General features: G+C 44.0%; 14 protein-coding genes. 7 read left to right on the top strand and 7 right to left on the bottom strand.

From position 1 onward, the window contains the following. Window positions 1-286 precede the first annotated feature (286 nt). Window positions 287-463: a DUF3545 family protein gene (locus R1T43_RS05230; protein ID WP_013782890.1), complete on the top strand. Its 177-nt coding sequence runs from the start codon at window positions 287-289 to the stop codon at window positions 461-463. 152 nt (window positions 464-615) lie between these two features. Here R1T43_RS05230 and ung read toward each other — a convergent pair whose 3' ends face one another. The 5 genes from ung to R1T43_RS05205 form a co-directional block, all read right to left on the bottom strand. Continuing rightward, window positions 616-1,275, bottom strand: coding sequence for a uracil-DNA glycosylase (ung, locus tag R1T43_RS05225; protein WP_317353593.1), 660 nt, complete (start codon window positions 1,273-1,275; stop codon window positions 616-618). After that, window positions 1,272-2,558 carry a threonine synthase gene (thrC, locus tag R1T43_RS05220; protein WP_317353590.1) on the bottom strand — a complete coding sequence of 429 codons (1,287 nt, stop codon included), beginning with the start codon at window positions 2,556-2,558 and terminating at the stop codon, window positions 1,272-1,274. The genes ung and thrC overlap by 4 nt, the downstream gene beginning before the upstream one ends. Before the next feature lie 57 nt (window positions 2,559-2,615). Then, window positions 2,616-3,569, bottom strand: a complete 954-nt coding sequence (gene thrB / locus R1T43_RS05215) for a homoserine kinase (protein ID WP_317353586.1) — start codon at window positions 3,567-3,569, stop codon at window positions 2,616-2,618. A gap of 62 nt (window positions 3,570-3,631) precedes the next feature. Then, on the bottom strand, window positions 3,632-6,097 hold the full coding sequence (gene thrA / locus R1T43_RS05210; protein WP_317353583.1) for a bifunctional aspartate kinase/homoserine dehydrogenase I: 2,466 nt from the start codon (window positions 6,095-6,097) through the stop codon (window positions 3,632-3,634). A gap of 329 nt (window positions 6,098-6,426) precedes the next feature. After that, the gene (locus tag R1T43_RS05205; protein WP_317355689.1) at window positions 6,427-7,302 is read right to left on the bottom strand and encodes a LysR substrate-binding domain-containing protein; all 876 of its coding nucleotides are present in this window, start codon (window positions 7,300-7,302) and stop codon (window positions 6,427-6,429) included. A gap of 240 nt (window positions 7,303-7,542) precedes the next feature. Between R1T43_RS05205 and R1T43_RS05200 the strand changes: the two genes are divergently transcribed. After that, window positions 7,543-8,691, top strand: a complete 1,149-nt coding sequence (locus tag R1T43_RS05200; protein ID WP_057789854.1) for an S-(hydroxymethyl)glutathione dehydrogenase/class III alcohol dehydrogenase — start codon at window positions 7,543-7,545, stop codon at window positions 8,689-8,691. Window positions 8,692-8,763: 72 nt separating this feature from the next. Here the strand turns inward: R1T43_RS05200 and R1T43_RS05195 are convergent, their stop codons facing one another. Beyond that, on the bottom strand, window positions 8,764-9,408 hold the full coding sequence (locus tag R1T43_RS05195; protein WP_317353579.1) for a response regulator transcription factor: 645 nt from the start codon (window positions 9,406-9,408) through the stop codon (window positions 8,764-8,766). Beyond that, entirely contained in the window at window positions 9,405-10,361 is a 957-nt protein-coding gene (locus R1T43_RS05190) for a sensor histidine kinase (protein ID WP_317353578.1), read from the bottom strand. The genes R1T43_RS05195 and R1T43_RS05190 overlap by 4 nt, the downstream gene beginning before the upstream one ends. Before the next feature lie 314 nt (window positions 10,362-10,675). On the opposite strand from R1T43_RS05190, the gene R1T43_RS05185 reads away from it, so the two are divergent. The 5 genes from R1T43_RS05185 to arsH all read left to right on the top strand — a co-directional run bounded on the left by R1T43_RS05185 (window position 10,676) and on the right by arsH (window position 13,946). Further along, window positions 10,676-11,452: a hypothetical protein gene (locus tag R1T43_RS05185; RefSeq protein WP_317353576.1), complete on the top strand. Its 777-nt coding sequence runs from the start codon at window positions 10,676-10,678 to the stop codon at window positions 11,450-11,452. 74 nt (window positions 11,453-11,526) lie between these two features. Then, window positions 11,527-12,201 carry a hypothetical protein gene (locus tag R1T43_RS05180; protein WP_317353574.1) on the top strand — a complete coding sequence of 225 codons (675 nt, stop codon included), beginning with the start codon at window positions 11,527-11,529 and terminating at the stop codon, window positions 12,199-12,201. A 148-nt stretch (window positions 12,202-12,349) separates the two neighbouring features. Continuing rightward, on the top strand, window positions 12,350-12,703 hold the full coding sequence (locus R1T43_RS05175) for a metalloregulator ArsR/SmtB family transcription factor (RefSeq protein WP_317353572.1): 354 nt from the start codon (window positions 12,350-12,352) through the stop codon (window positions 12,701-12,703). Window positions 12,704-12,756: 53 nt separating this feature from the next. Beyond that, complete coding sequence (locus R1T43_RS05170) at window positions 12,757-13,227, top strand: arsenate reductase ArsC (protein WP_211071636.1); 471 nt, start codon at window positions 12,757-12,759, stop codon at window positions 13,225-13,227. Continuing rightward, the gene (gene arsH / locus R1T43_RS05165) at window positions 13,227-13,946 is read left to right on the top strand and encodes an arsenical resistance protein ArsH (RefSeq protein WP_317353569.1); all 720 of its coding nucleotides are present in this window, start codon (window positions 13,227-13,229) and stop codon (window positions 13,944-13,946) included. Before R1T43_RS05170 ends, arsH begins: the two co-directional genes overlap by 1 nt. Window positions 13,947-14,010: the final 64 nt, after the last annotated feature.

The raw sequence follows: 14,010 nt of genomic DNA, 5'->3' as shown, positions 1-14,010 counted from the left end.
ACTCAGATTTGGTGCAAATAATAACTGAACGGCCGGCTTACCCCCGGCCGTTTTTATTGGCAGTAAATAAGAACGTACAAGCTAACTCGCTGTTAAGTATGTTACCTGCCAACTGTTTTGCTTAGCACACTGACGATATCTACCTGTGTCATCACACTGTCACAATTTGTTAATAAAAAGTAAATTTACTTGTTTTATTTTAATTGTGGCTGTGATACAAAATCGTACAGAGGGAATAAAAACTAAACTCTGTATTGTTGTAGTGGTAATAAAAAGGAGAATCCCAGTGGACAAATCAGACTTATTTGCCATGCTAGATATTGAAGCAAGCCCAGCGAAAACAAAAAGTAAAAAACGCAAGTGGAGAGAGATTGAAGCACTTCAAGATCGCTTTAAACTAGAAAAGGAGCTCTCTGAACTCGATTGTGGTTTCGAATACGAGCTAGAAACACTGGAAAGATAATACAAAGGCCGCCTGCTAATAACAGGCGGCCTTTTTACTTTCTAATTTTTTACTTGCACCGCTGCATGTAAAGCTTCGAGGGTACTACGCCTGATATGGGTCGTTTTGACCCGCGATGCTTACCAGAGAGAGCAGCCTACCGCTATCGGAAACTATACCTGCCAAAGAATGGGGGAACGCCCTTTATTTGTTAGGTAGGCATTAGTGTCGCTGAAATGTTTGCAGCCAAAGAAGCCTCTGTAGGCTGATAGCGGTGACGGGTGCGGTGCATGTAGCACACAATGCTTTGTACGATTGATGTGTTTACCTTTCTTTTGAGCATGACTGCCCCACAATAAAAACACCACATTTTCTGTGTGCGTGTTTACCGCCTCTATTACCGCATCGGTATAGGTTTCCCAACCCCACTTTGCATGACTATGTGCTTTACCTTGCTCTACTGTTAACACCGTATTAAGCAACAATACGCCCTGTTCTGCCCACGAGGTAAGGGTGCCATGATTTGGAATAGAAAAATCACTAATATCGTCAGCCAACTCTTTATAAATATTAACTAACGAAGGGGGCGTTTTGATGCCAGGTAAGACTGAGAAGCATAAGCCATGCGCTTGATGCGGGCCGTGATAAGGGTCTTGCCCTAATATCACTACCTTAACCTTTTCAAGCGGTGTTATGTTCAGTGCGTTGAATACATCTTCCGAAGGCGGGTAAATAATTTTACCCGCTTCACGTTCAGATGCTACTTTTTGCATTAAGGCTTTGAAGTAAGGTTTGTCTTCTTCACCGCCCAATGCTTGTGCCCATGTGGTCACGCTTTTAGTAAATCCAGCATGTGTTGTTTAAGCGCATCGTAAGACGCAGGTAAATCAACGGCTAAGCTGTCTTCCCCAGCAACATCAGCTAACGGCTTAGGTAAGCTAATAGGCGTGCCCAAAACGTTTTCTACCGTTTCACGGAATTTTGCAGGGTGTGCAGTTCCCAAGAATAGACCGATTTCGCCGTCTTCTAAGTCGTGGCTAACGGCACGGTAAGCAATAGCAGCATGAGGCTCACTGGTATAGCCCAGTTGCGCTAATTGGCGCATGGCTAACTGAGTATACTCTTCATCAACCATTTCGCCTTTCAAGCAGCTTTTATCTACATAACCTTGCTCAATTAAGGCTTCAATACGCGGCCAGTTATTAGGTTGGCTAACATCCATTGCATTCGACATAGTCGCAACCGTTTTCTTTGGAGACCACTCCCCCGTTTTTAGGTAACGAGGTACAGTATCGTTAGCATTAGTTGCCGCGATAAAGCGTTTAATCGGCAAGCCCATCGATTTCGCAATCATACCGGCAGTTAGGTTACCAAAGTTACCACTTGGTACCGAGATAACCAGTTGGTCACGCTTTTCTTTAGGTAGCTGGCTTACCGCTTCAAAGTAATAGCACACTTGCGCTAGCAAGCGGCTAATATTAATTGAGTTCGCTGAATTTAAGTGCAAACCTTCACGAATATCTGGGTCGTCGAATGAGGCCTTCACTAGCGACTGACATTCGTCGAAGTCAGACTCAACGGCTACCGTATGGATATTGCCACCAAGGGTGGTAAACAGCTTTTCTTGCAGTGCGCTAATTTTCCCTTTAGGGAACAAAATAACCACATTGATATTATCAATACCGTGGAACGCATGCGCTACCGCCGCCCCCGTGTCACCAGAGGTAGCAGTAAGAATAGTGACCGGTTTACCTTCACTAATTCTTGATAAGGTTTGCGCCATAAAGCGGCCACCAAAATCTTTAAACGCCAATGTAGGCCCGTGAAAAAGCTCCAAGGTATAAACGTTGTCACTTACCTGCTCTACCGGTGCGCCGAAGGCAAATGCAGTATTCACGATTTCTTCTAGTTCGCCATTGTTAAGCTCATCACCAATAATGGCACGAAGTACCGCTATGCTGCGCTCTGCGAACGGCATTTCAAGCAGTTCATCAATGTTGTCTAGTGTCGGAATATGCGTCGGGAAATACAAACCTTGTTGTTTACCCAACCCTCTTTTTACTGCTTCAGAGAATGAGGCAGTGTCCTGTGCATCTTTTAAATTAACCAATTCCACGTTTTAATACCTTTTATCGTTGTGCCGTCATATTGTCTAGCTGCTGTATCACTTTGATTAAGCGATAGGGCCAACCGTGGTTCCCTGCTCTGGGATTTGGCACACATGGCTAAAGCCATCTTCATTTTGAATATAGTGTTCGTCTAAATAGGCAACGATACGCTGCGCTTTTTCTTTACTGTCACACACGGCAAATACCGTTGGACCTGAACCCGAAATACCAAAGGCTAACGCGCCTTCTTGCTCGCTGAAGGCTCTTGCGTCATCGAAGCCCGGCAATAACTGTTTACGATAGGGTTCTGCAATCACATCTTTCATCACCGACGCAGCAAGCTCGTTTTCACCTGCATGCAAGGCATGTACAAATACCCCTAGCTGGCGACCAAAGGTAAGTGCCGTGGACATGTCTACCTGCTTAGGTAATATGTCACGGGCGGCCGCTGTAGAAACGCTAATACCAGAATAACAAATAGCATAGTACCAGTCTTTCACTAACGGCAGCGACAAGGTTACAGGAGATGTTGCCCCAGTCATTAATGTCATGCCACCGACATAACATGGCGCTACGTTATCGTAATGAATACTACCGCTGATTTGCCCTTCTAACTCCCCCATCATAGTCAACAATGTATCTTCGTCAAAGGGAGTATCAAAAAAGGCATTCAAAGCAACAAAGGCCGCAACAATAGAGCTCGCGCTCGACCCCAGTCCACTGCCGATAGGCAAGTTTTTAGATAAGGTCATCGCCACTGGCGTGGTCGTTTTACCCACCTTTTCCATCTTCGCACAAAAGTAGTGATAGCATTGCGTAACAATATTACTGTCAGCGTCGCCAGGCAATTTGTGTGCGAAAGGGCCCACGGTGTTTAACGAAAAGGTATCTGCACTTTCAATATTGACTTCGTCGCCTAAGCGCGAACCATCAATAGGGGCAAGTGCAGCGCCTAGTACATCAAATCCTAAACTAACATTGCCAATAGATGCTGGCGCATATGCTCGTAATGCTTTCATAATACTTTTCTTTAATTACTCTTTTAACTTCGGCGGCTCTTTTATTTTAAAAGAAGAACCAATTAGTGTGCCATTTGCTTCCACGGCATAGTTCGCAATATATCAGCAAACACACCAGCAGCCGTTACTGTACCACCTGCACCATAGCCCCTAATTACATAAGGAATAGGCTGGTAATAATCACTGTTGATAGCCAACGCGTTTTCACCATCTTTCACTTGCGATAATGGGTTAGATGCAGGCACTGCTTGAATCGTTACCTTGCACTTATCCCCTTCAATGCTACCAATATAGCGAAGTACTTTTCCCTCGGCTTTTGCAGCATCTACACGCTTAGCGAATTCAGCATCAAGTTCAGGCAACTGTGACATGAATTCATCAATGGAACAGTCTTCGGCAAAACCTACCGGTAATACAGACTCAATTTCTATATCAGAAAGCTCAAGTTCTAAGTCTGCTTCACGGGCCATGATAAGCAGTTTGCGTGCTACGTCCATACCACTTAAGTCGTCGCGCGGATCCGGTTCAGTATAGCCATTTTCTTTTGCAGTTTGCGTTGCTTCAGATAACGTCATCCCTTCTTCAAGCTTACCAAATACGTAAGATAGGCTACCTGATAATATTCCTTCAAAACGATGCAGTACGTCGCCGGCACTAAATAGCTTTTGCAAGTTATCGATAACTGGCAAGCCAGCTCCTACGGTGGTTTCGTACAAATATTGACGATTTGTCGACAGTGCAGTCTTTTTCAATTTACGATAATAATCTAACGAACTGGTATTGGCTTTCTTGTTTGGAGTCACGACATGAAAGCCATTTTCCATCATGTCTACATATTGCTGTGCAATAGCATCGTGACTAGTGCAATCCACAATAACTGGGTTCACTAAACTGTTATCGTTTACGAACTGATTTAGGCGTTCTACAGAAAGCCCTTCGCTAGCAGCATCTAATGCTGGTTTCCAATCTTGATTTAAGTCAATTCCTTGGCTGTTGAGTAACAACTTACGACTATTAGCTATTCCATATACTCGCAGCTGGATATTGCGATTAAGCAAAGCTGGCTGTTGTTTTGCAATTTGGCTTAAAAGCTCAGTTCCCACGTTGCCACAGCCTACTAAAAATACATCAATGGTATGGCGGTCTGAGAAAAAATTCTGATGGATAACCTTAACCGCTTTTTTCGCCCGCTTGTTTTCGATAACCGTCGAAATAGAACGCTCTGAAGAGCCTTGGGCTATCGCTACGTTATTAACGCGAGCTTGCGCCAACGAGTTAAAGAAGCGTGCCGCTAAGCCTTTCGCATGACGCATACCGTCACCCACTAGGGTAACAATCGCTAAATCGTGGCGCACTTCTATTGGATCTAACAATTGATTTTGCAGTTCCAGCGCGAAGGCATCTTCTAACAAGCTTAACGCACGGTCTGCATCCTTACTTTGAATACAGAAGCTTATTGAGTATTCAGAAGACGATTGGGTAATGAGACTAATTGAAATATTCGCATTCGACATCACCTCAAAAACTCGGCTGGCCATGCCAACCATACCTTTAAGACCAGGTCCTGCCACGTTGAACATAGTGACATTTTCAAGTTGAGAGATGCCTTTAACCGAGGTCCATTTTTCACTGGCTTCGTTACTAATTAACGTACCAGGAGCAGCAGGATTTAGGGTATTACGAATCAGGCAAGGAATATGGTGCTGTGCAATCGGGCCAATCGTTTTTGGATGAAGTACTTTGGCACCAAAATAAGAAAGCTCCATGGCTTCTTGATACGTTAACTTATCAAGCAACACTGCGCCTTCAACCTGATTTGGATCGGCGTTATAAACACCATCTACATCAGTCCAGATTTCACAACAACTCGCATCGATACACGCCGCTAAGATAGCCGCTGAGTAGTCAGAACCATTACGACCAAGCGTGACTTTCTCACCAACCTCGTTAGCCGCAACGAACCCTGGCATCACCAATAACTCACTGCCGTCGTTTGGCACATCGGTAAAGCGGGCTTTGCTCAACGATACATCTGCAATGCTATCGAGATACTCGCCTTCTGCAAGAATGTAAGTTACAGGGTCGATAATACGATTTTTTACGCCTTTAGCCGTCAAAATACCACTAAATAACGTTACCGAGATGTATTCACCAATACTCAATATTCCGGCTGCAATATTGTCAGGCGCTACACCTAACAATTTAATACCATCAAGGTGTTGATTAAGTACACGCAGTTGCGCGTGAATGAAGTCGGTGACATCTGCATGAGCGAAGCCGCTAAGCTCTTCGTTTAAGGCATCAGCAATACCAGTTACGGTAGACGTTAATTTTTCAAATAGAGGGTGGAAATCTTCGCCAGCGGCTGCTTGCTCACATAAAAGTGACAATGCATTCGTCACCCCTTTAGGGGCAGAAAGTACCACTGCAGCGCCATCGGTTTGGTGGGTGGCCGTGCTAATGTCGGTCACGCGCAAGTAGCGCGGTGCGTCGGCAAGTGATGAGCCCCCAAACTTTAAGACTTTCATGTGCTGCTCCTATATCGGTTACGCCAGGTTACTGCTTTAATCGGTTACTATGACGTGAGTAAAAAAAAGCCCGCTCTCTGTGAGGGCGGGCTTTCGTTGTCTTATGCTTACTTGCACTAGCCAGCGACCGCCCGTTTTAAGGTGGTAATCATAATGCCGGTGGTGCCAATAAGAAGAATCGTTTTCATAGGGTCAATTTGCCGTATAGACGTCTATCTGTCAACCGCAGTTTTCACCATACTGTATTGCAAAAAGTGAAACACAAACCATTTCATGTTTCGATTTCAGCGATAATCCATTATAAGTGGCAAAGAATATAGCGAAACTCACTATTCATCATCAATTAACTTCGCCGATAAAAAATCTACTAACAAGCGTATTTTCGGCACTAAATGCCTATTCGATGGGAACAGTGCCCATACCGCCTCTCGCTTGTCTCGATAGGGCGATAGCACTTCAATTAACTTGCCTGTTGCTAGCGAGTCACGCACATAAAAACCAGGCAGTTGCACTAAGCCCAGCCCGGCTAAGGCAGCATGATGTAGCGCATTACCACTGTTATATTTCACTCGCCCCTTTACCCGTACTGTTTGCACTTGCCCATTATAATGAAAGCGCCAATGAGGCTGTGAACCTACTAAGCACTGATGTTCGCTTAGCTTGTCGGTACTCTTCGGTGCAGGAAAAGCATGTAAATATGCAGGGCTGGCGCAAACATATAGCTGCCGGGTAGCCAGCTTTTTGGCCACCATTGTCGAGTCTTCTAAATTGCCGATGCGGATAGCAAGGTCGAACCCTTCATCAATAATATCCATAGTGTCGTTAGTAAAACGGCACTCTACTTCTATGCCTTCGTATTTTTTTAAGAATTGATTAATTAGCGGCGCAATGAAGGCCTCGCCAAAGGCGACGGGCACAGTAAGCTTAATCAGTCCTTGAGGCACTTTCTGAAGTTGGCTCACGTTCAGTTCAGCATCTTCTAAAGCTTTCAGTGCGGGTTGGCATTGCTCAAAATAAATATGCCCAGCTTGGGTTAAAGACACACTTCGAGTAGTGCGGTTAAATAACTTCACCCCCAAACGCTTTTCCACGTTGGCGACTTTTCTACTGATTTGCGCACCAGACGTGTCTAACTTAGCCGCTGCGGAAGTAAAACTGCCGGTACTAGCAACAGCGCAAAATTCAACAATACCTTCCCACGACATGGCGTTAACCTTTATTAACTCTAGCGTTTCTAGCTTGGCGCTATGGTTAGTAAAAAATATCAGAAGACCCATTTAGCTAATCATTAAACACCAACCAATTATTACACTCAAGTAATAATGAATTACCAAATCTGTATTTATAAAGCCAGACCTCAGGTCTATAATCTATCTCATAACGTAGACATTACAGGTAGCGGCATCGTGCTGTTTACCCACGCTGTATTATATTAGGAGCATGCCATGACATTAGCATTGAAAGAAGGTCAGACTCATATTAAGTCTAAAGCAGCTGTTGCTTGGGGCCCAGGTGAAGCATTAAAAATGGAAGAGCTAGACGTAGAGCTTCCAAAGAAAGGCGAAGTGCTAGTACGTATTGTTGCTACTGGCGTGTGTCATACCGATGCATTTACCCTTTCAGGTGACGATCCAGAAGGTGTTTTCCCCTCAGTACTTGGCCACGAAGGTGGCGGTATTGTTGAAATGGTTGGTGAAGGCGTGACTTCTGTTGAAGTCGGCGACCATGTTATTCCTTTATACACAGCAGAATGCGGTGTATGTAAATTCTGTACGTCTGGCAAAACTAACTTATGCCAAGCAGTACGTGAAACCCAAGGTAAAGGCTTAATGCCAGACGGTACCAGCCGTTTCTCGAAAGACGGTGAGCCAATTTATCATTACATGGGTTGTTCTACCTTCTCTGAGTACACTGTTTTACCTGAAATTTCATTGGCGAAAGTAAATAAATCAGCGCCCCTTGAAGAAGTCTGCTTGTTAGGCTGCGGTGTTACTACCGGTATGGGCGCAGTACTTAATACTGCAAAAGTGAAAGAAGGCGATACCGTTGCTATCTTCGGTTTAGGTGGCATTGGGCTTTCAGCCATTATTGGTGCCCGTATGGCTGGCGCTAGCCGCATTATTGGTATTGATATTAACGAAAGTAAGTTTGACTTAGCCAAACAACTTGGCGCGACTGACGTTATAAACCCTAAAAATTTCGACAAGCCTATTCAGGAAGTCATTGTTGAAATGACTGACGGCGGTGTTGATTTCTCATTTGAGTGTATTGGTAATGTGAACGTAATGCGTTCGGCGTTAGAGTGCTGCCATAAAGGTTGGGGCGAATCGGTGATTATCGGTGTTGCCGGTGCGGGTCAGGAAATCTCTACTCGCCCATTCCAGCTTGTAACTGGCCGAGTATGGCGTGGTTCAGCGTTCGGCGGTGTTAAAGGTCGTTCTGAGCTACCAGGCATTGTTGAGCGTTATCTAGATGGCGAATTTGGATTGCAAGAATTCATCACCCACACCATGGGGTTGGATGAAATTAACGATGCATTCGATTTAATGCACAAAGGTGAAAGTATTCGCTCTGTTGTTCATATGAATAAATAGCACGTAGCTGTCACCATGACCGTTAAGTGAAAAAAAGCCTGCATTGAGTAACTCATGCGGGCTCTTTTGTGTTTATAGCCACCCCAATTCTAGCGCTTTAAGTACGGCTCTGGTTCTGTCTCGCACCCCCATTTTCGCCATAATCGCAGACACTTGATTTTTAACTGTACCGGTTGATTTGAACATCGCTTCAGATATTTCTTTATTGCTGTAACCGGCGGCAACTAAGCGTAGAATTTCTATTTCTTTAGGGCTTAAGGTTTCTGGCTGCTCAAACGACTCGAAATTAACCTCTAGCCCTTGCAAGCCTTTGAGTACTTTCTCTGTCACGCTTGGTTGAATCAGCGTTTCTCCCGCAACGACGGATTTAATAGCGTTAACCAGGGTCTCAAGTGACACATCTTTAAGTAAATACCCCTTCGCTCCCGACCGCATCGCTTGGGTAACCAGTTCATGATCGTCAAATGTGGTCAGCATGATAACGGGGATATTAAGGTTAAGATTACGCATAGCACGTAAAGCATCAATACCTGTCATTTCAGGCATACGAATATCCATCAACACTATATCTGCGCTATTTGCGTTAAGTGTATCAATAACATGAGCGCCGTCATCACACTCGGCTACCACGTCAACGCTGCTATCAAGTGCTAACAACGACCGAATGCCTTGGCGCACTAACATTTGATCTTCTACTAACACAACCCGAATACTCATGAATGCTCCGGCAATAAAATATCAATGAGAAAACCTTGGCTATTAAAACCATATTTCATCACTCCGCCTGATTGCGCTACGCGCTCGGCCATACCTGTTAACCCATTACCCTGCTTCATGGTTTTCTCTGTCACTGATTGTTCGTCTTGTAGTGTCAATAGGTAGCTATTTTTGTGCTTAGACAAACTGACGTATAATTGCGCAGATTGAGAGTGCTTAATAGTATTGGTTAGGCTTTCTTGAACGCACCGAAGTAAAATATCTGCGGTTCTAACATCTTCCACTTTAACGTTATCTGCAATAGATAATTGCAAGCGTGGCCGAGGCAGGCCGATAAACAAAGCGCTAACTGCTTGTTGCCAATCCAGAGCGGCGTTTTCACGAATTTCAGAAACGGCTTCTCTTACATCAGAAAGTAATAGCTTTGCTAAGCTATGACACTGATCTACATGTGCCTTTACCTCATCTTGACCAGCGCCTTTGGCCTTTAAGGAAGCCACCTGCAAATTAATAGTAAGTGCGGTTAAGTGATGGCCTAACACGTCGTGGATATTTCTAGCAATTCTCAACCTTTCATCTTGCTGCCCGGCTTGTCGAACAAGTTGCTGAGTACTGGTTAGTTGACGGTTCAGTTCGTCAGATTTTTCTCGCGCTAATTTTTCGTTAATGGCAACATTTGACATCATCATGGCGAAAAAATTAAACGTCCAAAATAGAGCAGCTAAAAGCCATGCGTCGCTATCTTGCCAGTAAAAGGTGTGAATGAGCCCTAGGGGTAAAGCTGCCAATACAGACACTGGCAAGCATTTTCTCCATGCTAAATAGTAAGGCAATAATGCCGACCATATCACCAGGAAAATAGCGAGATAGGTGTACGGCTGTAAAAACAGGCTTGCCACTGCCAGTAAATACATTGTGACCAACAGTGGAATTCGCCATTGAGGAAGTGACATATCCCGCCGTGTCACGACACTAAAACACAGCGCTATTCCCACCACTACACTACTAGTTAGCCAAGGTCTAATTGATGAGGCACCGTAGTATGAAAAAGAATAATAGAGTGCAGAGCTGCTTACGAACACCCACGTTATGAATGCACTTATTCGCTCTAAATTAAAAAAGTTTAGTATTTTCATGCGCCTATTATTAACGTAAGCGGGAATAAATACATAGGCCAAAAGTCATTTTTTATCTTATGACTTTCAGCACTAATACTAAAAAGAAGTTATTGGCAAACTGACTACATCAAACGTTTAAGGTGTAAGTCATGCAAAACATTCACAGTGCTATCATTATATTTCACATTATTTGCGGTGCAATTTCACTGCTACTCTTTTGGGGCCCCTGCCTCAGTAAAAAAGGCGGAAAATATCATAACAAGATAGGTAATATTTATTTGGCTACGATGACACTGACATCCGTCAGTGGTGTAGTTAGCTCGTCATTAGTACTGCTAGCGCCGCTTCTTATCTTCCCGACTATGCCAGCACATTTTGAATCTGTAGCGTATTTTCTTGCTTACCTTCAGGGCCAATACATATTTTTACTTATGCTAAGCCTGCTGGTTTGGAACAATGTCAGACACGCCAAACGGGTGCTGAGTGTAAAAGCGAATCGCGCCGAACTTCGCAATACTGAATACTTATGGCTACCCTGCGCATTATTTATCGTGGCCAGTATTGCCTTATATCAAGGCATAAAATACAACATTACGTTGACGCAAATTTTTGCCCCCCTAGCTCTTTTTAACTGTATTGGTATTGCCCGTTATGCATTTAAAAAAGACATTGCCAAAGGAGAGTGGGTCATTCAACACATAGGACATATTATTGGTTCAGGTATTGGAGCATACACAGCATTTTTCGCCTTCGGTGGCCGTTCACTATTTCAACACGCGGTCTTTGAAAACCTCCCCTTACTTCAAATAGGAAGCTGGGTATTACCAAGTTTAATCGGCGTCCCTTTTATTGTTTGGCTAAGTAGGAAGTATTTTACGTTGTTTAATCCAGTGGTTTCTTCAACTTCGTTAACAAAAGATGTATAACAAAGAGAGTGAACTTGCGAACAACCCAAATAACGTATTAGTGTATACCTTTGACAAAGAGAGTGTCTAACATTGTGAAAAAAGAGATAAAGGTATTAGCCGTTTTGGCATCAGTTTTATCTATCGCTTTTACCCTAAATAATGCATTTGCGACCCCAACAGCTAAAAGCACAGAGCCTAATAACGCAAGTGCAACAACTGGCGCAGAAACCAAAACAAGCTCTGACACTACGCCTGACACTGAAGTCACTCTCGACTCGTTAACCAACTATCAAGTCAATAACGGCCACATGGTAAGCTCTGGCTTGCCATCGGCTGCACACTTTCAATTATTAAAAGACGAAGGCGTAAATCGGGTTATCGATTTAATACCCGGCGATAGACTGCAAGAACAACAAGTCGTTGAAGCATTATCACTAAGCTATCACAATGTTCAGGTTGAATGGGGAAACCCTACCCTAGCCAACTTCAACGATTATGTTAGCTACATGGCGCTAGGGAGTTCAAATGGCGATAAAGTGCTTACACATTGTAAATTGAATTGGCGGGGCGCTGTATTTACCTACCTTTATAGCGTTACAGTACTTGGTGTATCAGAACTATCAGCAAAACAAGACTTACTTGCTATTTGGCAACCTAACCAAACATGGTTTGCGTTTATGAATACGGTTATCGACGACTTCAATGCAAGAAACAACGCAAACATTGCCACAACCGTAAGCCCACAGATAGAACCCGCACCTCAATAACCTGCCTTCTAAGCGGTTAGTCTCTATTGATTAGTAGTTGTGTTTCTTTGAACTATACCCTGAGTCATCAGCGCGTTTTTTAGCTTGACATATACGGAAAATCACATACGATAACAACACATATGATTTAACGTATTTGAGATGAGTGATGACTACATCAGTATCTTCCACATGTGTGTCGCTTTCACCGCTTTCATTGTTCAAATGTCTAGCGGAAGAAACTCGGCTAAAAACGCTGCTTATGCTTTGTGTAAAAGACGAACTTTGCGTGTGCGATATCACCGAAGCACTTAATCTTAGTCAACCTAAAATTTCTCGTCACCTAGCGGATTTACGCAAGTGCGAGCTGGTGGCTGACGAACGCCGTGGTAAGTGGGTTTATTATCGTTTAAATCCTGCCCTCCCAGCGTGGGCCAAAGAAGTTCTTCATTTATCTGCCACCAGCAATGCTGATTACATCAAAGACGCATTGAATAACCTTAAATGTGACTCGGGCTGTTAAGCGACCTTCCTACTTTATTCAAATATGTGACATAAAACACCAGGATTTTTGTAATGAAAATATTGTATATCTGCACGCACAACCGTTGCCGTAGCATCCTTTGCGAAGCCATTACTAATGCTTCAAACAATGCATCTTTAGAAGCGCGCAGTGCGGGAAGCCAACCTGTGGGTGAAGTCCATCCTTTGTCAGTAAAGTACCTAGCCGAGCGAGGCTATAGTACTGATGGGCTTAAAAGCCAGTCTTGGGATGACTTTGAGGACTACCAGCCTGACATCGTTATTACTGTATGTGATTCTGCAGCCGGTGAAGCCTGCCCTGTATACTTCGGCAATTCGCTAAAGCTTCACTGGGGCCTTGAAGATCCATCAAAAATAGAAGGTAGTGAAGCAGAGAAAGCTCAAGCGTTTTATAACACCATCGATATTATCGAGAAACGCGTTGACGCACTTAGTGATATCGTTTCTCGCAAAATGCCCATGATAGACGTTAAAAAAGCCCTGCAAGAAAAAGGAGCGCAATAATGTCTGAACAAGCATCACCATCCAGCAATTTAGTGACAAGCATTGCGCCTGCACCAAGTGCTGAAGATTTCGCAAAAACGTACTCTGAACACAAGCCGCGCATATTATTACTTTACGGATCGTTACGAGCGCGTTCTTACAGCCGACTCGTGATTGAAGAAAGCGCTAGACTGCTTGAATACTATGGCTGTGAAGCCAAAATTTTCGATCCAACAGGCTTACCTCAGCCGGATACCGAAGATGAAACCCACCCCAAGGTAAAAGAGCTTCGTGAATTAATGATGTGGTCTGAAGGGCAAATTTGGTGCTCTCCTGAGCGTCACGGCAGCATGACTGGCATTATTAAAAGTATTATCGATTGGGTGCCATTAAGTATTGGCGCGGTTCGTCCAACTCAAGGGAAGACGCTAGCGGTAATGCAGGTAAGTGGTGGCTCACAGTCATTTAATGCAGTGAACCAAATGCGAGTGCTTGGTCGGTGGATGCGCATGCTGACTATTCCGAACCAGTCATCGGTGGCAAAAGCGTTTTTAGAATTTGAAGATGATGGCCGCATGAAGCCGTCTTCCTATTACAACCGCATCGTTGATGTGGTAGAGGAACTGGTGAAATTTACCCTGCTGACTCGCGACAACAAAGATCATCTTGTTAATCGCTATTCTGAGCGTGTTGAAAGCGCAGAGGAATTAAGCAAACGGGTTAACCAAAAAACGATTTAGTCGACGCGATACTAGTTATCACTATAAACACGAAAGACATTAAAACCATTAAGGACGCTGTCTC

The sequence above is a fragment of the Alteromonas sp. CI.11.F.A3 genome, assembly GCF_032925565.1.
Classification (GTDB): domain Bacteria; phylum Pseudomonadota; class Gammaproteobacteria; order Enterobacterales; family Alteromonadaceae; genus Alteromonas.
This window is presented reverse-complemented; position numbering and strand designations above follow the sequence as displayed.